Here is a 23567-nt window from a genome sequence, read left to right as displayed (position 1 = left end):
TTTCACCCCCAACGGCTCTATGTCAGCGCCCAAACCTCACACACAAGTGCCAATACCATAACCGTGCACTATCAAGGGAATAAGTAACAACAATGCAAATGAGACTAATTCCTATTTACATTAATTAAAATGTTGTTTACACTACGCGCAAACCTTTAACTTCAACCAGGAGCACACCTTGAGAAATAAGCAAACGCGCCAGCCAAATAGCCTACGCATCAATGACACGACATTCATCTCTATGAATAAAACCAGCATTGCCATGGGCATTTCCACCGCGATGTTTATTCCATTAGTGGCGATGGCGCAGACAACACCAGCAAAACCTGCCGATGACAAAACGCAGGCACTGCCAGAAGTGCAAATTTATGGCAAAGCACTGGATCCGAACCCGAATGCAGAATCGGGCGTGCCTTACAAAGCAAAAACATCTGGAGATTCCCGTCACACCCGCCCGCTGGCCGAGACACCACAAACCATTTCTGTCATTACTAAAGCTGCTATTGATGATTCCGGCCTGACTGAACTGAAACAGATTCTGAGCGCACAGCCGGGCATTACCCTCGGTACCGGCGAAAATGGTAACGCCTTTGGCGACCGTTACATCATTCGTGGCCAGGAAGCCCGTAGTGACGTATTCGTTGACGGTCTGCGCGACCCGGGAATGACGACACGCGAAAGTTTCGCAATTGAACAGCTGGAAATTTCCAAAGGACCGAGCTCCAGCTTTGCCGGTCGCGGCAGTGCTGGCGGTGCGGTGAATGCCATCACGAAACAGGCAACTTTAGATAAAGATTTCTCCAAAGTGTCTATCGGTGCAGGTACCGACAATCAAAAACGTGTGACTGCCGATATTAACAAAGGCTTTGGTGATAACTTTGCCCTGCGTGCCAACGTTCTCTACGGTGACGAAGGCATACCAGACCGCTCACCATCAAACCGCAATCGTAAAGGGGTGGCACTGTCCGGTCTGTGGGAAGCTAATGAAAATCTGTTTGTGACGCTGGATTACTACGGTTTGCGTACCGAAGATAAAGCACCGGATCTTGGTTACTATCTGGTTGGCACCGTACCTGACCGCGTTCCGGCAAAAAATGTTCCGGTCTATGCGCAAGCCAATGACTTCCTGAAATCTGATGTCGATACGCTGACCGCACGCGTCAAGTGGAAAATCGCACCGGCGCTCACGCTCAACAGCCTGACACGTTACGGCAAATCCGGTAATTCCTATGTCACGACCGGCGCATCCAGTGCAACCCGTTACGATGGTGCGACAGGCAAAGCGTACACGACAGGTGTGCTTGATAACGGCCATACCGGCTGGCAGGACGTTGACTATTTCGCGCACCAAAGCAATCTGCGCTGGGATAAAGAATTGATGGGTCTGAAACACGAATTCATCTTCGGCGCAGAATACACCGATCATAAAGTCGTTTCTGGTAACTTCGCTGTCAGCAACAGCGGCGCTTTTAACTGTAAAACAACCGCAGGTATCGGTGCAAATAACGGCTATTGCTTTACTGATAGTAATGGTGTGCCAGTCAGCAACCTGAATACACTCGCAGGTCGCAACGGCATCCGTCAGGGCTGGACTCAGAACTGGCAGGTAAAAACGATCGCACTGACAGCGATGGATACCGTTGATCTGACCGATCGCTTCACTGCATTTGGCGGTTTGCGTGCCGATTATTTTGACCTGTCACTGATCCGCCGCAACAATACTACAGCCGCTATCACTGGCGACTACAGCTACAACGATACACTGGTCAACGGTCACCTTGGGCTGAGCTATAAAGTCACGCCAAAACTGATCGTCTACGGCAGCATGGCAAGTGCACAGGATATCAACGGCGGTGAAGCCGATGCTGGTACCAGCAGCGGTTACGGTGGCGCTGTCTTGTATCAAAATCAGATCGCGGGTGCTAAACCTGAAACCTCGATCAATCTGGAACTGGGTGCCAAGTGGAATCTGTTTGACGACAAATTACTCGCAACGGCAGCGATATTCCAGACCAAAAAATCTGATGTGATGGAAGGCGCCAATTACGACACCATCGGTACATTCAACACAGGTAAAAATCGTGTACAAGGTATAGAGTTTGGCCTCGCTGGTGATGTGACTGAAAAACTGTCAGCACAAGTCGGTCTGGCGATTTTGCGATCAAAAGTGCTGGATTCTGCAACGGCATCAAATATTGGTCGTCCTTTGAGTAACTTTGCTGAAAAATCATTCTCTGCACAAGCTAAGTATCAATTGACAAACGCATTCTCGTTCGGTGCTACTGCCCGCTACGAAAGCGACCGTTGTGGTGGTCAGCCAGACACTGCGGCTGGTTACACTGCGACTGGCTATTGCTCGCAACCGGTGCCGTCATTTGCTGTCTACGATGTATTTGCAGCGTATCGTTTTTCCAAAAAGCTGGATCTGCGCGTGAACGTATTAAACGCTACGAACAAGGACTACTACACGGCAGTTTATCGTTCTGGCTCGTTCTTGTATAAAGGCGATGCCCGTGCAGTCCGGTTAACGCTGAACTATGAAATGTAAGTTCGCTGCAAAAACCATCATCAACGCTTCATAACGTTCGATACAATGTCGGGCACTTGCCCGACATTTGCTGATATGACTAATACAACCACCGCAACGGCGCAAGCTGCGCTCAGCACTATTCCACCGGACATACGCTGCGCACAGGATTACGAGCGTCTGGCGCAACAATTCATGGTGCTCCCCCATTATGAATATGTTGCCGGTGGTTGTGGTCGCGACATTACTGTCGCGGCAAATCTGAACGCCTTCGCGCTATGGGCCATTTATCCCCGTCTGCTACGAGATGTCACCGCTGGTCACACCCGGCTGACGCTGGGGCAGCAAGCATTCCCCCACCCGGTTTTTATGGCACCGGTCGCGTTTCAGCAACTCGCTCATCCGGCCGGAGAAATAGATACTGCCCGTGCTGCGCAGGCGATGCGGAGCTGTATGGTCAGCAGCACGCTGTCATCCGTCCGCATGGAAGACGTTGCGGCTGTCGCCAGTAATGGTGGCTCGCCGCGCTGGTTCCAGCTGTATTTTCAGCCCCAACAAAATGACACACTGGATCTCATCAACAGAGCAGTAAATACAGGCTACAGTGTCATTGTCGTCACTTTAGATGCATCGATTCAGGCTGCCAGCTTACGCGCCCAGCGCGCAGGCTTTCGTATGCCACAAGACTGTGTGGCAGCCAATCTGCGCGATCATACTGCACCTGCAAACATCACTCTCAGCCCCGGTGAAAGCCGCGTCTTTCAGGGCATCATGCGCGACGCGCCAACCTGGAAAGATCTTGAGTGGCTGATGACCCAGACATCGCTGCCAGTCTGGGTAAAAGGTGTGTTACATCCTGACGATGCACGCGCACTGCAAAACATGGGCGTGGCTGGCATCATCGTCTCGAATCACGGCGGGCGTAGTCTGGATGGCGCTCCAGCCAGCCTCGATGCGCTGCCTGCCATTCGTGCTGCCGTCGGTACCAGTTTCCCCTTATTACTTGACAGTGGCATACGCTCTGGCAGCGATATATTCAAAGCCCTGGCATTGGGTGCAGATGCCGTTCTCATAGGCCGTCTGCAAATGTACGCACTGAGTGTCGCTGGTGCTCTGGGCGTCGCCCACATGATCAAGCTGCTGTGTGAAGAACTCGAAATATGTATGTCGCTGGCAGGTTGCGCGACACTGAAGGAAATCAATCGAGGCGCGTTAGTGCGATGTGGCACGTCGGCCACGTCGACTGATTTTCCACCTCACGACAACAGTCACGAATAAATGAGATGAAATTATGCTGATTACTATAGATCACGTATTGAGTAAGGATGAAGTAAAACAATTCCGTCACTATCTGGATAATGCTGAGTGGAATGACGGCACCAAAACAGCAGGAACACTGGCGCGTAACGTCAAACGTAATGCACAGATTGACGACAGCACTGAAGTCGCAATCAGCCTGGGCAACCATATTCTGCGTTCGCTCGGGAATAATCCTCTGTTCGTCTCGGCGGCGTTACCCCGCAAAATATATCCACCAAAATTCAATCGCTATGCTGACGGCGGCACCTACGGCACGCATGTGGACAGTGCGATCATGCAGATACCCGGCACAAATCTGAGCCTGCGCACCGACTTATCCGCCACATTGTTTCTGGCTGAGCCGGATGAATATGAAGGCGGCGAGCTGGAGATCGAAACAGAATTCGGCGTGCAGGCAGTCAAACTGGAAGCCGGCGACATGGTGTTGTACCCATCATCCAGTCTGCATCGGGTCATGCCAGTCACCGAAGGTGCCAGAGTCGCTTCATTTTTTTGGATAGAAAGCCTGATCAGCGATGAAGGCGAACGTGCGATGCTGTTCGACCTCGATCAAACCATACAAAAACTGACACCATCCATTGACGCAAATGATCCTCGTTTGCTGAAACTCACGGGTATTTACCATAACCTGCTGCGCCGCTGGTCGATTACCTGAATCACCATTGAGCATTACCTTCACCAAGGAGTTTGTATGACATCGATAATCAAAAAAATTATGCCGCTGCTTCTCGCTTTTTCAGCAAGCTATGCGTCAGCCCACGGAGATGTGAAGTGTACGAGCCAGCCCAAATCGGAATGGCGACCACACACGGAATTACACCAGAAACTGACCAAGGAAGGTTGGGTTATACGCCGCATGGAAATGACTTCAAGCTGCTACGAAGTCTATGCCAAAGATCCGCAAGGCAAGCGCATCGAGGCTTTTTTTGATCCAGTGACATTCAAGCGTGTTGAAGAAAATTAAGCAGTCAGTCTGGGATTTGCCAGTACGCCTGCTGCACTGGCTGTTGGTTGCAACGATTACAGCAGCCTGGATCAGCAGCCATCGTACTGGCTCAGCGCACGAATACATTGGCTACGGTGCCGGCATGATCGTTTTCCTGCGGCTACTGTGGGGTTTTACTGGCAACCGTTATGCCCGCTTCCGGCAATTCGTTCGCCCTGCCCCGCTGACGCTGCAATATCTGCGTGAAGTGGTGCAAGGTCATGCAGCTCGCTATCTGGGACATAATCCCTTGGGCGGATGGATGGTCATTGCATTGCTGAGCTGTGTCGGCCTGCTCGTTGTCAGCGGCTGGCTCACGACCACCGATTTATTGTGGGGCTATGCGTGGCCGGTGCTGCTACACACCAGCATCGCATGGGCCTTAATCGGACTGATTGCTTTGCATATCAGCGGCGTCTTATTTACCAGTTGGCAGCATCATGAAAACCTGATCGCCGCCATGCTCACAGGAAAGAAAACGCCCGCTGGTGACGATGATATTGAGTGACGACTCAATAGGCACGTCAGCCCTAAAAACTGGACTATAAGAACAATGAACAAGGGATTCGTATATCAGAGCTAGCTACAGCGGAGCCTCAAACATATTGATGAAGTAATGCAGATGCGTGGAAGATGTGGGGATAATCAGAAGTTATTTGATGGCATCACAGACAAAAATATGGTGATGCCATCCGTGCTGATATCGGTTAAATCAGTATTGATCAAGCGCAGAATCAGACTTGTGGTTTAGCGCTTTCCAGCCATTTTTTAATACGGCCAGCGTCTGCCAGGCGAGAGTATTTTCCCTTGGAATCAAGGAATACCATGACAATTGCACGACCTTCTATCATCGCCTGCATTACCAGGCAGCGACCAGCCTCTGCAATGTAACCGGTTTTTTGTAAACCGATTTCCCATGCAGGATTCGAGACCAGTTTATTCGAGGTACCGTATTCAAGCTGACGACCGCCAGGATTGACCACATATTTAGAGTCGGTTGAATACTCGCGAATGACAGGATGCTGATACGCAGCATTAACCAGCTTGACCAGATCTTTTGCACTCGCACGGTTCTGGCTCGATAAGCCACTGGAATCAACATAGTGCGTTTCCGACATTCCCAGTTGGTGCGCTTTCGCATTCATCGCGTTGACAAAGGCAGGCAATCCACCTGGGTAATTCCGCCCTAACGCCGATGCAGCGCGATTCTCAGAACTCATTAAAGCGATATGCAACATATCTGAGCGCGACAACTTCGCACCGATCTTCAGACGGGAGCCTGTTCCCTTTTCTTTATCGATGTCATCTGTCGTAATTTCTATCAGCTCATTCAAATCCTGATTCGCTTCGACGACAACCAGACTCGTCATGAGTTTGGTAATGGAGGCAATCGGCAAAGATACATTGGAATTTTTTTCAAACAAGACCTTAGAACTCGCCTGATCAACCACATAGGCAACGTTTGACTGTAAAGCTAAAGGATCGTGTGAATGATTGAGTCCTACAGTATCGCCAACACTGGGCTTTTCTGGCACCACAGGCGCCGCCGCAACACGTTCAGTGATCACCCTGCGTTTACCGTTAACAACAGCATAACGTTTAGTCGTTTTTGCAGCGGCTGTTTTGACCACTTTTTTGTGGACAATATGTTTCTTATGCGAGGTGTGTTTATGTTCGGTCGCCTGCGCCGATAAAATCGTGGCGGGGAACAGGCTAACAAAAGAGAGGATTAAGGCTTGACGGGCAAATTTCACTGTCACTAACTCCTATTAAAATATGCCAAAAAATTTGATGCAGTTTAGCAAATCTCAAAAAAATCGCAAGATAATTAATAACTTAGCGTAAGTTTTTGAAGCAATACATCATGTTAAAAATTTAACGAACGCAGATACAGACTCACGTTCAGTGACCAGCGTATTTTCCACTTTCGACGTATCTGCGTAACCCAAAGCCATGCCACAAACAAGCATTTCATTTTCAGAAAACTGTAGTTGCTCACGGATAATTTTATGATACTGGGTAAAAGCGGCCTGTGGGCAAGTATCCAGACCACGGGCTTTTGCTGCAAGCATGATATTTTGTAAAAACATGCCGTAGTCTAACCAGGAGCCTTGTTCCATTACGCGATCAATGGTGAAAATCAATCCCACCGGTGCATCAAAAAAAGCATAATTCCTGCCATGTTGCGCATGCATCCCTTGCTTATTCTCGCGGGCAAGTCCAAGCAAGGCATATAAGTCCCAACCAACTTTACGCCGCCGCTCCAGATAGGGACTAACCCATTTTACGGGGTAATAATTATATTCCTCAGTATGCGGCTCTTCTGCAGAGGGATGTTGATGGGCATGCAGAATTTTTTCAGACAGCTGCGTCAGACTATCACCCGTCAATACATAGACTTTCCATGGCTGCGTATTGCTCCCGGATGGTGCGCGCGATGCCACCTCAAGAATGCGCTGTATGTCTTCGGACGCCACTAAATCAGGTAAAAATGCACGAACCGAACGGCGTTCAGTAATAATCTGGTCAACAATTTTCTGGGAGGGGGAAGCTATCATCATGAATCACTTTTTATTGATTGCAAAAGTAAGCGCAAAGCGTCTGGGAGCAGGACCGGACGGCGGCTCGCCCTATCCACATAGACGTGGACGAAATGACCTTGTGCGCACGCTTCAGTCTCATCTGCTTTAAAAATACCCAGTTCGTAACGCACACTGGAATTTCCCAATTTACTCACAGAAACACCGGCGGTCACTTTGTCAGGAAAAGCGACGGAAGCGAAATAATTACACTGAGTTTCTATCACGAGCCCAATCACATTACTTTTCTCAACATCAAGTACCTGATGACTGATCAGAAATTCATTGACGACGGTATCAAACCAGCTGTAATACACCACATTATTCACATGACCATACGCATCGTTATCCATCCAGCGCGTGGTTATTTCATGGAAATGGCGGAAGTCGCTACGGCTTTTCGCTTGCATCTTCATTAGTCCCCTTTAACATCGGCTCGGTGCCGCTATAGTCTGGAATAAAAGTCTAACATAAGCTTACAAATTCATTATCCTGTCATACAGAAAAGCGAGACTACGCATTGAGAATCGACATTTCTCCTGACTCGGCAGGCAAGGTCAGAGTTTGATCAAAAATGAAGACGTTAAAATATTGCATTAATTGCATAATTACGCTTGATTAAGCGCGATGAAGCAATATAATAATTACTGCAATGCACAAATTTAACGAACGACTGCATTTATCGATTGTATTTGTTCTGTTTCAATAAATGCTGAAAACACCCTCTATCTGATTCGCCCTTTTAAACAGGAGATCATCATGTTTTCCGTACCTGAACAACTTTCCAATGCAACTAAAGCAAACTTAGACGCACAACTCGCGTTATTTTCTAACCTGAGCGGTAAAACCTTCGAAGGTGTTGAGAAATTAATTGAATTGAATCTGAATGCAATTAAAAGCTCATTCGAATCATCTGCCGCAACCACAAAACAATTGCTGGCAGCAAAAGATCCTCAGGAATTTTTTGCTCTGAGCAGTTCACACGCTCAGCCAAGTGCAGAAAAATTACTCGATTACAGTCGCCATCTGACATCAATAGCATCTGCCGCACAAGCAGAACTCACGCATGCTGCAGAAGCACAAATAACAGAAAGCAATCGCAAGTTTCAGGCATTGTTTGATGAAGTTTCGAAAAATGCGCCTGCAGGATCAGAACAATTCGTTTCGTTTTTTAAAACAGCGATCACGAATATGAATTCCGGATATGAGCAATTAAGTAAAACCACTAAACAAGCAGTGGACGCAATAGAAGCTAATCTGAACAACACAGTCGCACAAATCTCCCAAGCAACAGAAAAAGCGACTCCTCGTACTACAAAGAAATAAACGTACATGGCCCCGACATTCAGGGGCTTCAGTTGTAAAAAAAGCCCCGGAAGTTTCCGGGGCTTTTTTTATGAAGGGAAATAATCAGACTTCACCTAAATACGCCGCCTGAACTTTTGGATCATCCAGCATGTCTTTGGCGTTACCGTTCATGGTGATGGTACCTGACTCCATCACATAACCACGATGAGCGGCCTGCAGAGCTAATTTTGCATTTTGTTCTACCAGCAAAATCGTAATACCCTGTGCTGAAACATTTCTGATTACTTCAAAAATCTTCTCAACCATAATGGGTGACAACCCCATTGAAGGCTCATCCAGCAACAATAATTCAGGATGACTCATCAATGCTCTTGCCATCGCCAGCATCTGTTGCTCGCCACCGGAAAGGGTGCCTGCCAGTTGAGCAGAGCGTTCTTTCAAGCGGGGGAAAATCGAGAACCATTTATCGATATCACTTTCAATACCGGCTTTATCATTTCTGGTAAAAGCACCCATCATCAGATTTTCAAGAATCGTCATACGGGTAAATACGCCTCGTCCTTCAGGTACCATTGCCAGATGGTTCGTCACCAGTTCAAAAGAGTTTTTTCCTCTGATGGATTTGCCTAAGTAAAAGATATCACCTTCCACCGTACAGCTCGGCAAAGTACCGGTGACCGCTTTTAATGTAGTGGTTTTCCCCGCGCCGTTCGCACCAATCAACGTGATCAATTCGCCCTTATTCACCTCAAGGTCTATGCCTTTAACGGCCTTAATACCACCGTAAGCAACCTTCAGATTACTGATCTTTAAAATGTTCTCAGCCATTAATGAGCACCTCCCAAATATGCTTCGATTACCGCAGGATTTTTCTGAATATCAGCCGGAACACCTTCTGCAATCGGTTTGCCATAATCCAATACGGTAATACGGTCACACAGGCCCATCATCAATTTCACGTCATGTTCAATCAAGAGTACGGTCTTTCCTTCGGCCTTGATTTTCACCAGCAGTTCTCTGAGTGCAAGTTTTTCAGTCGCATTCATACCAGCAGCTGGCTCATCAAGAGCAAGTAATTTCGGATCAGTTGCTAATGCGCGGGCAATTTCAAGTCTGCGCTGATCACCGTAAGAAAGAAACTTGGATGTACGTCCGGCGAATTGTCCAATACCGACAAAATCTAGCAATTCCTGTGCGCGACGACGGATTGCCGCCTCTTCTTCACGCGCAGCAGCGTGTTGAAATATAGCGCCAAAAACACCTTGCCTGGTACGGATATGACGCCCCACCATCACGTTTTCGAGTGCAGTCATTTCGCCAAACAGACGGATATTCTGGAAGGTACGGGCAATCCCCGCCTTAGCGACCTCATGCGGTGCCGAAGGCGAATACGGCTTGCCATCCAGCTCGAAGCTGCCGGTATCAGGTTGATACAAGCCGGTGATCACATTAAAAAAAGTTGTTTTACCAGCGCCATTCGGGCCGATCAAACCGTAAATCTGACCTTTCTTGATGTCAATCCCTACGTTTGACAATGCTTGCAAACCACCAAAACGCTTGTTCGCACCCTCAATTTTCAACATTGTTTGTTCAGTCATCTTGATCTTCCTTATGCTGCTGCGTCATTCGTTTTGGCCATTCTGTCTTCATGTTTCGGCGCTGGCCATAAACCGGCCGGACGATTCAACATGACAACCACCATTGCCAGACCGTACAACAGTTGGCGCAATACCTCAGCATCAATCCAGATTTTTCCGAATATCAACATCTGCACTGGCTCAACCACGTGACGTAACACTTCAGGTAATGCCGCGATCAAAATCGCGCCGAGAATCACGCCGGGAATATGACCGATCCCTCCCAGTACGACCATGGCGAGAATTACCATAGACTCGGTCAGAGAAAAAGACTCTGGTGAAACGAATCCCTGAAACGACGCGAACATGGCACCAGAAATACCACCAAATGATGCGCCCATGGAAAACGCCAGCAATTTCACGTTACGCGTATTGATACCCATCGCTTTTGCAGCGATTTCATCTTCCCGAATCGCTACCCAGGCTCTTCCGAGACGCGAGTGCTGCAAACGTGTCGATACAATCACGATGGCGATACACAAAAATAAAAACAGGAAATAATAGGCATTCACCGATGGCATGCTGAAACCAGCCAGATTAATCGTCGCATTGGAACCCGCTTCACCTGCCAGCGAAACACCTAAGACACTGACCGGATCAATCATGTTGATCCCCTGAGGTCCGTTCGTAATATTGACCGGCGCATTCATATTATTCATAAAAATGCGGATAATCTCACCGAAACCCAACGTCACGATCGCAAGGTAATCGCCGCGCAGCTTTAATGTAGGCGCACCAAGCAATGCACCAAATAAGCCCGCAATGGCTGCCGCAAAAGGAATAATGATCCAGACCGAAAGATGAATACCCTTTTGTGCGATTTCCGGGCCAAACAGCGTTACCAGAAAATTCCCGAGTGCCGGGTAATTTTCAACAAACGACGCCAGAACAGTCGCAAACTGTGGTGAACCGAAAAGAGCCGCCAGATAAGCACCTACCGCATAAAACGCGATATAGCCAAGATCGAGTAATCCGGCAAAACCGACCACAATATTTAAACCAAGCGCCAGCATGATATAGAGCAACGCGAAGTCGATAATACGAACCCAGGAATTACCAAAATTTGCAGCAACAAACGGGAAAAGAACCAGCACTATCCCCAACACAGCAAAGCTCGTGTAGGCCTTTTCAGGATTTGCTTTGACATCAAATATAGTTGACATTGATCTTCCCCTTACGCACGGTCAGCAACGCGTTCACCCATGATGCCGGATGGTCGCAATGTCAGCACGATAATCAAAACAATAAAAGCAAAAATATCCTGGTATTGGCTACCGAGTACACCTCCGGTTAAATCACCGATATATCCTGCTCCCATACTTTCGATCAACCCAAGAATGATGCCACCAACCATCGCACCATAAATATTACCGATTCCGCCTAATACAGCTGCAGAGAAGGCTTTTAAGCCGGGAACAAATCCCATGGCGAACTGTGCAGACGAATAATTGGCAGCCCACATTACGCCTGCAATGGCAGCAAGTGCGGCACCAATTGCAAACGTGGCGACGATCACCTTATTCGAATCAACCCCCATTAAGCCTGCAACACGGGGGTTTTCAGCCGTCGCCCGCATTGCCCGTCCCATCTTGGTTTTTTCTACCAGCAGCACCAGCGCTATCATCGCCACGGTAGCCAGTACCAGCAGTAAGATTTGCACCTGAGAAATCACTGCCCCGCCAACCTCAACAGGGATAGTCGGCATGACAGACGGGAATGAGATAGGACTACGCCCCCAGATCATCATGGCAAAGGTCTGCACCAGAAGTGAAACACCAATTGCCGTGATCAATGGAGCCAGACGAGGCGCATTGCGCAAACGGCGATATGCCACACGCTCAATAAGCAGATTGACAGCGATACAGACTGGAATTGCGCCAAGAATTGCAATCAGCAACATGACGAAACCTGGAAGTCCGGGCGCATAGACCTGCAAAAGCTTGATGATACTCAGCCCCGCCATCGCGCCCACCATCAGCACATCACCGTGTGCGAAGTTAATCAGATTCAGCACCCCATAGACCATGGTGTACCCCAGGGCAACCAGAGCATACATACTACCTAAGACAAGCCCATTAATAATTTGTTGGATAAAGGTATCCATATTTCGCATCTCTCTCTATAAACGAATCGGAATTTCAGCTAAACGACAACTTTGAACTGGATAAGCTAGTTCGTAATCAGCAAAAATCATTCCTGTTAACAAAAAACGGCTCCCTTTACTCAGGGGGCCGCTCGTGTTTTAACAATTTGCTATCCGAAAAGGCGCGTCATCATATCGAGAGTGCCAATAGTACGTGTAATGCACATGATCAATTCTCCTCTGCAACTTTTTGTAAAAGTTTTTCTAATATTTAGACTTCTTTGTTACGCCATTGAAGTGGGCGGAATTATACAGATGCGACACACTGTACGAGTGGTAAAAAAACCACCCGATGCTACGTATTTTCCACAAAAATCAATGACGACTGTCAACACTTGATCAATTTGGTCAATATCCGCATTGATGTGCGGAACAATCTTAAATACGAATTGGCAAAATAAAATATTGAATATCGATAGAAAACAAATTTTTCAATTGTTATGTCGATGAGTTTGCCTGGTGTGATATTTCCTTATTGGCACTGAGTCCTTTTGGCATAGGAAACGTCACATGCTCCTGAACACCATCTAAAGCCCGGACGCTGCGTGCACCAAGATCGCGCAAACGTGCAATCACCTCAGCCACCAATACTTCTGGAGCAGACGCGCCAGCAGTAACACCGATGCGCAGGACATTTTCCAGCCAGACAGGATTGATCTGCGCCGCATTGTCGACCATAAATGCAGGCACGCCAATTTTTTCGGCGAGTTCACGTAGACGATTTGAATTCGAACTGTTTGGACTTCCAACCACCAACACCAGATCGACTTGAGGTGCCATGAACTTTACAGCCTCCTGACGGTTAGTTGTTGCGTAACAGATATCCCCCTTTTTGGGTTCACTGATGGATGGAAAGCGCCTCTTCAGAGCGGCGATAATTTCGGCAGTATCATCAACCGACAGCGTAGTCTGCGAGACATAAGCCAGCATCGCAGGATCCGAAACGATCAAGCGATCTACATCCTCAATTGTCTCAACCAAATACATCCCGCTTTCTGCCTGTCCCATCGTACCTTCGACTTCCGGATGCCCCTGGTGACCGATCATGATAATTTCCCGGCCCTCATCACGCATCTTAACAACTTCAGAATGAACCTTTGAGACCAAAGGACAGGTAGCATCAAAAATCTGTACGCCACGTTCTTCTGCTTCTTTACGGACGGCCTGAGACACACCATGCGCAGAAAAAACCAAGGTATTTCCGCGAGGAACATCGTTCAGGTCTTCGATAAAAATAGCCCCTTTTTCTTTCAAATCATTCACAACATAAGCGTTGTGTACGATTTCATGCCTGACATAGATAGGTGCACCAAATTTCTCTAATGCCCTCTCCACGATTTCAATTGCACGATCTACCCCGGCGCAAAAACCACGGGGCTGAGCCAATAAAATCTCTTTTTCCATGTGTTTACAAAATCCCTATGATTTTTGTTTCAAATAATAAGGTCTGCCCGGCAAGGGGATGATTGAAATCAAAAATATATCCCTGTTCATCCACTGAACGTAACACTCCGGCAAAACGTCCACCAGAAGGAGCGGCAAAATCAACCAGATCTCCAACGACGTATTGTTCGCCAGATGCCGAATTTTCTTTTAAAGTAGTGACAGACACACGCTGAACCAAGTCAGGATTACGTGGACCGAACGCTTTTTCCGGCGATAATTCTTGCGTTACATGAGCTCCCTCTGTCAAGCCAATCAGAGACAGTTCAAGCTCAGGAGCAAGCTGGCCGGTTCCCATCTGCAATGTTGCCGGGCTTTCTTTGAATGTGCTGATAATGTCTTCACCATCTAAGGTCGCGAGCCGGTAATGCAAAGTAAGATAAGCATCTTTAGTAACAATGGGGGTGTTGGAAGTGGTCATGATCAATGGCTTTAACAAATAAGTGTCTATTGTAAGCCAGCTTTTGTACTTCGATTCTTTTCTCAAAATTCCGGAGTGACGTAAATATGGCAATTAACGATTGGCCTGAAGATCAGAGGCCAAGGGAAAGACTGATCAGATTTGGCGCGGCTGCGTTATCGGACGCTGAACTCCTGGCTGTGTTTTTACGAACCGGCGTTACAGGGAAAAGCGCGGTGGACCTGGGGCGCGAGATGATCAATAGCTTTGGCTCTTTATCAAAGTTATTTAACGCCTCCATTACCGAGTTCTCTGCCATTCACGGATTAGGGCATGCTAAATACGCACAATTGCAAGCTGTGCTTGAATTGGCCAGAAGGTCTATTTACGAAGAGTTGCAAATCAACGCCTCCCTATCTTCACCACAAGCCGTTAAGCACTATCTGCAACTCTTAATCGGAAACAAAACACATGAATCCTTTGCGGTTCTGTTTCTCGACACGAAAAACAGGCTGATTACATCAGAAGAATTATTTCGGGGCACCCTCAATCACGCCAGCGTGTACCCCAGAGAAGTAGTTAAAACAGCCTTACAACACAACGCAGCGGCCATTATCCTTGCTCACAACCACCCGTCAGGCTCCTGCGAACCCAGCGATGCAGATGTGCGACTAACGCAAACTCTGAAGCAGGCACTGGCACTGGTCGATGTACGAGTACTGGATCATTTTATTATTGCAAACCCAGATGTCTACTCCTTCGCAGAGCATGGTTTACTCTGAATTTTAAATTGTTAAATTAATTTTTAAATTAAGACACAATTATTTTTCGCAAGTCATTGATAATTCATGAGATTTTGTTTATACTCTCATTTTTTCCAATTTCGGAAACTATCAAGGAGTTAAATATGGCACGTGTCTGCCAAGTAACTGGGAAAGGGCCGATGGTTGGCAACAACGTTTCCCACGCTAATAACAAAACAAAACGTCGCTTTTTGCCTAACCTGCAAAACCGTCGCTTTTTCGTAGAATCAGAAAACCGTTGGGTTTCTCTGCGTTTATCTAACGCTGGTCTGCGCGTCATTGACAAAATCGGTATTGATGCGGTTTTGGCTGACCTGCGTGCTCGCGGCGAAAAAGTTTAAGCTAAACTATTGTTAGGAAATCATCATGGCTAAATCTGGTCGCGACAAAATCAAACTGGAATCGACTGCTGGTACAGGTCACTTCTACACAACATCTAAAAACAAGCGCACGATGCCTGAAAAAATGGAGATCATGAAATTTGATCCTAAGGCACGTAAGCATGTAATCTACAAAGAAACCAAAATTAAATAATTTTGCGTTTTTAGTAGCAATAAAAAAACCTCGCATTGCGAGGTTTTTTTTTCGTTTTTCGTTTCCCTGAATGTTCTCGATTAACCATAAAAAAAACGGCGCTACTCACGCCGTTTCTTATACGCTATGCCGTATCAGGCGTAGGTGCGCAACCTGCGGGAAAAATCGTGTAAAGCCTGAATACCCGACGCTTCAGCGCGCAGACACCAATCCTGCAGTTGATGCACCAGTTGTTCACGGCTGACTGTCGAACGCTCCCAGATCAGTCCTAATTCAACACGCATATCGTGCATCGTCTGCAAGACGGTACTGTGAGCCAACACTTCTGACAATTCTTGTTTCTGAGATACTTCCAGCTTGGTCGGTTCACGCTGCAACAGCTTTTTTGTGACTTTCAGACGCGCCGCTTCAAACTGGGCTTTCTCGCGCAATAAAACAACTTCATCATGCCAGGTTTTACGCAAAGATTTTGCGTACTTAGCCATGACATCGTAGCGATTAGTGATCACCGCCTGCAAAGTTTCCATATCGACTGCGGATTTCAACTCGACAAATTTTGGTTCCGGCGCCACTTTTTTCACCGTCGCCCAACCAACCATTTCCATGGTGCGGATATACATCCAACCAATATCAAACTCGTACCACTTAGATGACAACTTCGCCGAAGTGCCAAACGTGTGGTGGTTATTGTGTAACTCTTCACCACCAATCAATATTCCCAACGGAAATATATTGGTAGAAGCATCAACACAATCATAGTTACGATAGCCCCAGTAATGACCGATACCGTTAATTATTCCGGCGGCAGTAATCGGAATCCATACCATCTGCACTGCCCAGACAGTAATACCGATAACGCCAAACAGGAGAAAGTCGATAAGCAGCATTAAGACAATGCCTCGCCCGCTGAAGCGGGTGTAGACATTCCTCTCCAGCCAATCGTCCGGGGTCCCATGGCCGTATTTCTGCATGGTTTCCAAGTTCTTGCATTCACTACGATACAATTCCGCGCCCTCGAACAACACTTTCTTGATACCACGCGTCTGCGGACTGTGCGGATCCTCTTCAGTCTCACACTTTGCGTGATGTTTACGATGGATAGCAGCCCATTCTTTCGTGACCTGACCAGTGGTCAGCCACAGCCAGAAACGGAAAAAATGACTAGGAATAGCGTGCAATTCCAGTGCGCGATGCGCCTGACAACGATGGAGAAAAATCGTTACGCTGGCAATCGTAATATGAGTAACGATTGCGGTGAATACAAAAACTTGCCAGCCAGTGGCACGGGTAATGCCATTGGAAAGAAAATCTATTGCGGTTTCAATAAAAGTGCTCAAAATATCATGTACTCCGTCGTTATCGCTTGCTTCGTAGCTTATGTTGTATAAATATACGCACAACCTCAGTGGCACGTGCGCGGGTATTGTACGCGTTTTTAGAGGGGTTCCACCAATTTATATGCGTCCATCAGCTCAACTTTGCAGCCTCCGATGGCTCGTTTTTGAGTAATGTCACCACTCTTTGTGGAAACGGCAGATCTATGTTGTGCTCTTTAATGACTTGCCAGATCGCCAGATTAACCTCGGACAGCACGCCGACACGCCCATTCTCCGGATCAGATATCCAGAATCCAACACGGATCTCAAAACCGTCAGCGCCAAACTTAATCAGAGATGCCGACGGGGCGGGATCTTGTGCAACCCGTGCAACCTTAGCGACCGCAGATGCTAACAGAGCCAGTAGCGTATCCAGATCAGTCTGATAGGAAACCGTCAGATCCGTCGACATCGCCACCTTGCTATTGGTTAAGGAATAATTTTGTACCGGCGTTGATACCAGCATTTCGTTCGGAATCACGGATTCGGAACCATCAGGTCCCAACACAACGGTGTACCGGGTATTGATCTGAGTGACTTTTCCGCTGAATTTATCTACGGTAATCATATCTCCGATAGACATGCTGCGGTCGAGCAAAATAATGAATCCCGAAACATAACTACTGGCAATTTTCTGTAAACCAAATCCTAAACCAACCCCAAGTGCGCCGCCAAATACGGAAAGGACGGTTAAGTCGATCCCGACAATGGTGAGACTCATCAGAATTGCGACGAGAATAAGCAATGCGCGTCCGACACGGGAGAGAACAACTTTCAACGATGTATGCACCGTTGGCAACATCATCAGCCGGGTTTCAAGTGCGGCGCTGGCCCACAATGCGACAATTAAAGTAATCGCGACGGAAATACTTGCCTGAAAAATCGTCAGCAAGGAGATTTTATTCTTACCAACTGGAATGACCAGGTCATCCATTGCTTCCAATAAATCTGGCCACAAACCACTGAAGTGCAAGACAACACCGACCCACACCAAGCCTGCGAATAGCTTTTCAAAAAGAGCCAGAAACTTACCTAAGCTTCCATCCCTGGCAAAAGTCTTACGTACAACATAAAACCCAAAGCGTATGAGTGCCAGAGAACCTATCACTGGAAATAGTAACCGGATCAGATTGGTATGCTGCCATTGTCCCAAAATCGCTTTACCGATCAGTAAAAACAATAAGGTCAGCGCGGGCGTCAGCACACGTGAAAAACTACCGACACCTAATTGGACAACACCTGAGCTGGCATGCTCACGACTACCCGCGACACTACTTTTAAGAAAGCGCGAAATGACCCAGGCAAGCGCAAAACAACATAACACGGTCCCCACTTGCCAAAAAAACTGAGGCTCACGAAAATCGGTGGCCAGATCTGACAATAAACTGGCGAGTAATGGTGCGCTCATATTGGGAAAATAAATCGGGAAAATAAAAATGTCCTCTTCGCATAACGAAGAGGACTATAGAAGGAACAAATTATTTATTGCGTTCTAATATCGCAGCAAAGAAACCGTCAGTCTGATGAATATGTGGATACAACTTCAGATAGTCGCCCATCTCCAGTTCTATCTTTTGCTCAGCCAAGACTTTTGATGCCGGCACTAAAGTGAAATCAGCATGTTCCGCCAGGAAAGCCTGAACAATCGCTTCATTCTCTTCATCCAGAATACTGCATGTCGCATATACCAAACGACCACCAGCTTTCACCATGCGAGAGGCACTCGCCAGAATAGAAGCTTGCTTTACATTCAGTTCCGCCACACCTTCGACCGTCTGGCGCCATTTGACGTCAGGATTGCGGCGTAAAGTCCCGAGGCCACTGCATGGTGCATCAACCAGCACACGATCAAGCTTGCCTGCCAAGCGCTTAATTTTTGCGTCCTTCTCATGCGCAATCACAACCGGATGCACGTTTGATAAGCCACTGCGGGCGAGACGTGGCTTCAGCTTCGCCAGACGCTTTTCAGAAATATCAAATGCGTATAAACGACCTGTGTTGCGCATCGTCGCACCGAGTGCCAATGTCTTACCACCGGCACCAGCGCAAAAATCGGCAACCATTTCACCACGTCGGGCGCCAACCAGTTGCGCGAGTAACTGACTGCCTTCGTCCTGAACTTCTATCGTGCCGTCTTTAAATAACGGCAAATTCTGTATCGATGGCTTTTTCTTTACCCGCAAACAAGTGCTGGAATACGGTGTCGGCTCGGCGATAATCGGTGCCTGCGCAAGTGCCGCAGCCACATCATCACGATTAGCTTTCATCGAGTTCACTCGTAAATCAAGAGAAGCAGGTGTATTCAATGATTCCGCCAGCGCCAGCGCCTTCTCTTCACCAAAACGCTCACTTAATTTTTCCCACAGCCAGGCAGGTAAATTAGCCTTCATTACGACGGGTAAATGTGAGCGATCGATTTGCATTACCCGTTCTAACCAGCTGCTTTCTTCTTCGGTGAGCCCACCAAGTGACTCAGCACCAACAGCATCTGCCAGACCAAGTAAGGTCAGACGTCGCATCGGCGAACCAGAACCAGATTCAGCAAAATTGGTATATACCGATTTATTCCGCAACAAGCCGTAGATCGCTTCAGCGATCACGCCGCGTTCACGCGAACCAAGGCGCGGATGTTCGCGGAAATAGCGGGATAAAGTACCATCGGCTGGACCGGTAAAACGTAAAATCTCGCGTAAAACTTCTTCTGTGTGGCCAGTAATGGCTGGAGGTAATCTCATGCTGCTTCCTTAAAATTCTATATCGGTCAATGTTGACCTGTTTATTCACTGACCGTAACGATATGGCCAGTAATATTGATTTTGTCTTCCACAAACAGGCGTACCGCCTGTGGATAAATGACATGCTCCTGCTCCAGTACGCGAAGAGCCAGACTGTCCTCGGTATCATCCGCTTTGACCGGAACAACTGCCTGAGCAACAATCGGCCCGTGATCAAGCTCCGCGGTCACAAAATGCACCGTCGCGCCATGCACCTTGACGCCAGCATCCAGTGCCTGCCTGTGTGTCGCAAGGCCAGTAAAACTCGGCAACAATGATGGATGTATATTCAGCAAACGCCCGGCATAATGCTCTACGAATGCAGGTGTGAGAATCCGCATAAAACCCGCCAGGACAACAAGATCAGGCAAATATTCGTCAATCTTCTGCTGCAGCACATGATCGAATGCTTCGCGAGATGAAAATTCCTTGCTGACGACAACGGCTGTATCTATGCCAAGCGCGGCAGCGTAAGCCAAACCGCTGGCATCGGCTTTGTTACTGATTACGGCAGCAATCTGTGCTGGCCATTTTTGTGAAATGCAGGCATCAACGATTGCCCGCATATTACTACCACGACCAGAAATGAGAATAACGATCTTTTTCATGGCGGCATTGTAACGCTGTAAGGCACTGACTCCCAAATAAAAATGCCGGTCATCAGCGCCGGCATTTTAGTCTGGCCACATTGAGATCGTTATTCAAACGAATAAAATACCCGAAAAGCAACTTTCTTTTCTGCCCAGAAATCGGCGGCATCACGAAACACGTCTAATAAAATTTCACGCGCTTCCTTATCAAATTTCGGTGTATTTGGTAATTGCTCCAGAACAATGACAAAGCCGGGTTGTAGGCCTGCCTGATGAATCATATCTGTCAGGCAATCATACAGAGCGTCAAAATTTTTCCCGAAATGTTTTGGAAAACCGAAAGATGCAGCAATTTTAGCCAAAACTTGTTGCTTGGTCGTCGTGTCAAGACAATATGCGTACAAAAAGTGCTGCCCCAGATGTGCCGCTTCTGCTTGCAGATCAGGAACACGAAAAGCCCGAATCGACTGCACGACATTCGGTGCCACTGTTACTAATAAATCCATTTCTCCCTCAGGTGATGAGATCATAATTATTCTCTGATACGCCGAAAACTTTCGTAATGGTCATCGGTATAGTAATACTCCCCGGATTGCGCCGGTATTCCGCCAGCGATAATGCGGCGAGCACCGCGATTGCGGGCTCTCGGGGTTTTGACTGTGTATTCGTGATAATAGCCACGCTTTTGCTTTGGAAGTCTGGACTCGTAATTACCAAAAACAACGCCATCTTTTTCGTATGGAAACGGGCCACCTTGCTTAATCAGCATAAGGGTTGTCTGTGCCTCGCGCGGAAGTTCGCTGACGAACACGATGCCGACATTATCTTTTGCAAATACAACAGAAGCAAGTAAAGCAATCGTCAAAAAGAGAAAGTACTGGCGAAAAAATCGAAAATTTCTCATTAACTACTCATTAATTTAGCATTATGCAAACGGTGAACTAAACCGTAGATTAACGGTTTGCTCGCCATGTATCAACCTTCATTCATAGCTGACCGGCCTGTTATCGTTTGAGAATGTCGTCTTCTGAACGAAAAAAATTTAATACATCTTCTTGCTTTGCCCTGGTATCACGTCTGCCCAGCGCAATCAATTCGCGCGTATAACTTGCTTCAAACAAAAGATAGGACGCCAATGCCGCGCCACGTGCCTCGGTTGCACCTACTCCTCCCAGCATGGTTCGAACAGGCAAAGGTAAGCTGCCGGTATGGCGACTCGCAATTTCATCCAGACGTTCAGAAGGTGCAATCACCAGTAACTCTACTGGGCGCAACGGCGCATTTGCGAGGGCTTCTTTGGGCAACAAGGACAAGGTTTTATTAATCCGCGTCAACCGTTCAATATCAACGGCGAGACTATCGAGAAAAATACTTGAAAGAGCATGGCCGGCAATTTGAGCAAGACTGGGATATTGCGCATGATCCGCACTTGCGGCAGGTGGTTCCGCCAGCCTGCCAGCACCCACGATCAGCACTTTCTTCGCCCCCAGATGGATCGCCGGGGAAATCGGTGCCAACTGGCGCATAGAACCGTCACCGCAATATTGAAGATGGCCTCCCCAATTCAATGGAACGGCGGGAAAAATAAATGGAATTGCTGCCGATGCCATTAAATGTGAGACGGCGATAAAGTCACGTTGCGACAAACGCTGACTGCGTACCCATGGTGCAATATCTGCCAGAGTCTGATAAAAAGTTAAGTGATGACCAGACGTGTACGACGAGGCCGTCACCGCCAAAGCCCGCAAAGCGCCCGATTGCAGTGCGGCGTCTAATCGCGGCAAATCCAGCATCCGGTTCAGCAAATCTGCAAGTGGTGAACTATCCAGCAGAGAATTGGGTGGCGACTGACGCCATTTATTCAGCAACCAGCCAAATGACCACAAGGTCAGCCAGCGAGCGCCTGTCCGGATGACACCTAAAGAATCAGACCGGTAGACCTGTGCTGCTTCAAAGTTTTCCCACACCTTGAGCACATGCGCGACCGACTCGCCAAAATGATCGGCACGACAAGCCAGAGCCGTCGCATTGATGGCACCGGCAGAGGTGCCGCAGATAATACCGAAAGGGTTAGTGGCAGGAGACCAGGATGCTTCCTCAACCAGAATCCTGGCAATTTCATCCAGCACGCCAACCTGGTAGGCAGCGCGAGCGCCACCACCGGTCAGGATTAATCCAGTTTCAGAATGAGAATTCATCAGACTCCGACAATAAAAAAAGGGCAAACAAGTGTTCGCCCTAGTGTATTAGCCTGTAACGAAATTGTCATCAGATCAGGCACAGACGCTGCGCTCTCTGACAACATCAACGATACATCAACGATATCGCAACGTTATTTTGGCTGCATACGGATAGCGCCATCCAGACGGATAGTTTCACCGTTCAGCATGACGTTTTCAATAATCGTTTTGGACAAATGCGCATATTCTTCCGGCTTGCCGAGACGAGGTGGGAACGGCACCATCTTTCCTAACGCGTCCTGCACTTCTTGCGGCATGCCCAGCAACATCGGTGTTTCAAAAATACCCGGCGCAATTGTCATGACACGAATCCCACTGCGGGATAAATCACGCGCCATCGGTAAGGTCAGCCCGACAACCGCTGCTTTAGAGGATGCATATGCTGCCTGACCAATTTGTCCATCATACGCCGCAACCGATGCGGTATTAATAATCACACCACGCTCGCCTTGTTCTGTCGCGTCTGTTTTTGCCATCGCATCAGCAGCCAGACGACACATATTGAACGTGCCAATCAGGTTAATATTCACCACACGCTGAAATACGTCGAGCGGATGTGGTCCGTCTTTACCAACAGTTTTAACCGCAGGCGCAACGCCCGCGCAATTCACCAGACCACGCACAGTACCCAAAGCAGTCGCGGCGTCGACAACCGCTTTGCCATCGGCTTCTGAAGTTACATCACACTTCACGAAGATGCCGCCCAATTCTGCCGCCAGTTTCTCACCAGCATCCACCTGCACATCTGCCAGCACAACTTTACCGCCATTGGCAGCGATCATCTTTGCCGTCGCGGCACCCAAGCCGGAAGCACCGCCAGTAATAATAAAAACACCATGTTGGATTTGCATGTTCTGTCTCTTTCGTTTTGGTTAAGAAATAGCAAACTAATGCTATTGATGTGAAAA

25 protein-coding genes and 1 pseudogene are annotated in these 23567 nt (G+C 47.8%); 9 read left to right on the top strand and 17 right to left on the bottom strand.

Features of this window, described 5'->3' with window-relative positions; all coding sequences use genetic code 11:
* Positions 1-178: 178 nt before the first annotated feature.
* From H8K26_RS10965 to H8K26_RS10945, 5 genes are all read left to right on the top strand, one after another.
* Positions 179-2548: a TonB-dependent receptor gene (locus H8K26_RS10965; protein ID WP_223826967.1), complete on the top strand. Its 2370-nt coding sequence runs from the start codon at positions 179-181 to the stop codon at positions 2546-2548.
* Between the two features lie 75 nt (positions 2549-2623).
* Positions 2624-3805 (top strand): alpha-hydroxy acid oxidase, encoded by a 1182-nt coding sequence (locus H8K26_RS10960; RefSeq protein WP_190479468.1) that lies wholly within the window; start codon positions 2624-2626, stop codon positions 3803-3805.
* 13 nt (positions 3806-3818) lie between these two features.
* A complete protein-coding gene (locus H8K26_RS10955; RefSeq protein WP_190479466.1) occupies positions 3819-4502 on the top strand; it encodes a Fe2+-dependent dioxygenase in 684 nt (227 codons plus the stop codon).
* Between the two features lie 36 nt (positions 4503-4538).
* Positions 4539-4811: a PepSY domain-containing protein gene (locus H8K26_RS10950; protein WP_190479464.1), complete on the top strand. Its 273-nt coding sequence runs from the start codon at positions 4539-4541 to the stop codon at positions 4809-4811.
* Positions 4795-5340, top strand: coding sequence for a cytochrome b/b6 domain-containing protein (locus H8K26_RS10945; RefSeq protein WP_317889271.1), 546 nt, complete (start codon positions 4795-4797; stop codon positions 5338-5340). Before H8K26_RS10950 ends, H8K26_RS10945 begins: the two co-directional genes overlap by 17 nt.
* Positions 5341-5566: 226 nt before the next feature.
* Here H8K26_RS10945 and H8K26_RS10940 read toward each other — a convergent pair whose 3' ends face one another.
* The 3 genes from H8K26_RS10940 to H8K26_RS10930 all read right to left on the bottom strand — a co-directional run bounded on the left by H8K26_RS10940 (position 5567) and on the right by H8K26_RS10930 (position 7827).
* On the bottom strand, positions 5567-6592 hold the full coding sequence (locus H8K26_RS10940) for a serine hydrolase (protein WP_370589891.1): 1026 nt from the start codon (positions 6590-6592) through the stop codon (positions 5567-5569).
* Between the two features lie 102 nt (positions 6593-6694).
* Positions 6695-7390, bottom strand: a complete 696-nt coding sequence (locus tag H8K26_RS10935; protein ID WP_190479717.1) for a nitroreductase — start codon at positions 7388-7390, stop codon at positions 6695-6697.
* On the bottom strand, positions 7390-7827 hold the full coding sequence (locus H8K26_RS10930; RefSeq protein ID WP_190479462.1) for an acyl-CoA thioesterase: 438 nt from the start codon (positions 7825-7827) through the stop codon (positions 7390-7392). The genes H8K26_RS10935 and H8K26_RS10930 overlap by 1 nt, the downstream gene beginning before the upstream one ends.
* A gap of 343 nt (positions 7828-8170) precedes the next feature.
* Here H8K26_RS10930 and H8K26_RS10925 point away from each other — a divergent pair, with 343 nt between their 5' ends.
* Positions 8171-8737, top strand: coding sequence for a phasin family protein (locus H8K26_RS10925; RefSeq protein WP_186883176.1), 567 nt, complete (start codon positions 8171-8173; stop codon positions 8735-8737).
* A gap of 84 nt (positions 8738-8821) precedes the next feature.
* Here H8K26_RS10925 and H8K26_RS10920 read toward each other — a convergent pair whose 3' ends face one another.
* The 6 genes from H8K26_RS10920 to H8K26_RS10895 all read right to left on the bottom strand — a co-directional run bounded on the left by H8K26_RS10920 (position 8822) and on the right by H8K26_RS10895 (position 14363).
* Positions 8822-9547 carry an ABC transporter ATP-binding protein gene (locus H8K26_RS10920; protein ID WP_190479460.1) on the bottom strand — a complete coding sequence of 242 codons (726 nt, stop codon included), beginning with the start codon at positions 9545-9547 and terminating at the stop codon, positions 8822-8824.
* A complete protein-coding gene (locus H8K26_RS10915) occupies positions 9547-10317 on the bottom strand; it encodes an ABC transporter ATP-binding protein (protein ID WP_190479458.1) in 771 nt (256 codons plus the stop codon). Before H8K26_RS10915 ends, H8K26_RS10920 begins: the two co-directional genes overlap by 1 nt.
* Before the next feature lie 11 nt (positions 10318-10328).
* Positions 10329-11519, bottom strand: a complete 1191-nt coding sequence (locus H8K26_RS10910; RefSeq protein WP_190479456.1) for an ABC transporter permease subunit — start codon at positions 11517-11519, stop codon at positions 10329-10331.
* Positions 11520-11530: 11 nt separating this feature from the next.
* Entirely contained in the window at positions 11531-12460 is a 930-nt protein-coding gene (locus tag H8K26_RS10905; RefSeq protein ID WP_186896739.1) for a branched-chain amino acid ABC transporter permease, read from the bottom strand.
* Positions 12461-12937: 477 nt separating this feature from the next.
* Positions 12938-13903: a 4-hydroxy-3-methylbut-2-enyl diphosphate reductase gene (gene ispH, locus H8K26_RS10900; RefSeq protein ID WP_186883171.1), complete on the bottom strand. Its 966-nt coding sequence runs from the start codon at positions 13901-13903 to the stop codon at positions 12938-12940.
* A gap of 4 nt (positions 13904-13907) precedes the next feature.
* Positions 13908-14363: an FKBP-type peptidyl-prolyl cis-trans isomerase gene (locus H8K26_RS10895; protein WP_190479454.1), complete on the bottom strand. Its 456-nt coding sequence runs from the start codon at positions 14361-14363 to the stop codon at positions 13908-13910.
* 86 nt (positions 14364-14449) lie between these two features.
* Here H8K26_RS10895 and radC point away from each other — a divergent pair, with 86 nt between their 5' ends.
* The 3 genes from radC to rpmG all read left to right on the top strand — a co-directional run bounded on the left by radC (position 14450) and on the right by rpmG (position 15679).
* The gene (gene radC / locus H8K26_RS10890) at positions 14450-15124 is read left to right on the top strand and encodes a RadC family protein (protein ID WP_190479452.1); all 675 of its coding nucleotides are present in this window, start codon (positions 14450-14452) and stop codon (positions 15122-15124) included.
* 125 nt (positions 15125-15249) lie between these two features.
* Entirely contained in the window at positions 15250-15486 is a 237-nt protein-coding gene (gene rpmB, locus H8K26_RS10885; protein WP_162040513.1) for a 50S ribosomal protein L28, read from the top strand.
* Positions 15487-15511: 25 nt separating this feature from the next.
* Positions 15512-15679 carry a 50S ribosomal protein L33 gene (gene rpmG, locus H8K26_RS10880; RefSeq protein WP_110257750.1) on the top strand — a complete coding sequence of 56 codons (168 nt, stop codon included), beginning with the start codon at positions 15512-15514 and terminating at the stop codon, positions 15677-15679.
* 134 nt (positions 15680-15813) lie between these two features.
* Here rpmG and H8K26_RS10875 read toward each other — a convergent pair whose 3' ends face one another.
* The 8 genes and pseudogenes from H8K26_RS10875 to H8K26_RS10840 form a co-directional block, all read right to left on the bottom strand.
* Positions 15814-17016, bottom strand: a complete 1203-nt coding sequence (locus H8K26_RS10875) for a DesA family fatty acid desaturase (RefSeq protein ID WP_190479450.1) — start codon at positions 17014-17016, stop codon at positions 15814-15816.
* A gap of 130 nt (positions 17017-17146) precedes the next feature.
* Positions 17147-18463: a mechanosensitive ion channel family protein gene (locus tag H8K26_RS10870; protein ID WP_190479448.1), complete on the bottom strand. Its 1317-nt coding sequence runs from the start codon at positions 18461-18463 to the stop codon at positions 17147-17149.
* Positions 18464-18533: 70 nt separating this feature from the next.
* On the bottom strand, positions 18534-19790 hold the full coding sequence (locus tag H8K26_RS10865) for an RsmB/NOP family class I SAM-dependent RNA methyltransferase (protein ID WP_190479446.1): 1257 nt from the start codon (positions 19788-19790) through the stop codon (positions 18534-18536).
* A gap of 41 nt (positions 19791-19831) precedes the next feature.
* Entirely contained in the window at positions 19832-20437 is a 606-nt protein-coding gene (gene purN / locus H8K26_RS10860) for a phosphoribosylglycinamide formyltransferase (protein WP_190479444.1), read from the bottom strand.
* Positions 20438-20526: 89 nt separating this feature from the next.
* Positions 20527-20946: pseudogene (locus H8K26_RS10855) on the bottom strand (barstar family protein); the annotation flags it as partial.
* Between the two features lie 5 nt (positions 20947-20951).
* Entirely contained in the window at positions 20952-21323 is a 372-nt protein-coding gene (locus tag H8K26_RS10850) for a ribonuclease (RefSeq protein WP_190479440.1), read from the bottom strand.
* A 100-nt stretch (positions 21324-21423) separates the two neighbouring features.
* Positions 21424-22617 carry a patatin-like phospholipase family protein gene (locus tag H8K26_RS10845; protein ID WP_186883151.1) on the bottom strand — a complete coding sequence of 398 codons (1194 nt, stop codon included), beginning with the start codon at positions 22615-22617 and terminating at the stop codon, positions 21424-21426.
* A 134-nt stretch (positions 22618-22751) separates the two neighbouring features.
* The gene (locus H8K26_RS10840; protein WP_190479438.1) at positions 22752-23510 is read right to left on the bottom strand and encodes a 3-hydroxyacyl-CoA dehydrogenase; all 759 of its coding nucleotides are present in this window, start codon (positions 23508-23510) and stop codon (positions 22752-22754) included.
* Between the last annotated feature and the right edge of the window lie 57 nt (positions 23511-23567).

The sequence above is a fragment of the Cognatundibacterium aquatile genome (genome assembly GCF_014699135.1).
Lineage (GTDB): Bacteria > Pseudomonadota > Gammaproteobacteria > Burkholderiales > Burkholderiaceae_D > Undibacterium > Undibacterium aquatile.
The sequence above is the reverse complement of the archived record's forward strand: the minus strand, read 5'-3'. Positions and strand labels throughout refer to the sequence as shown.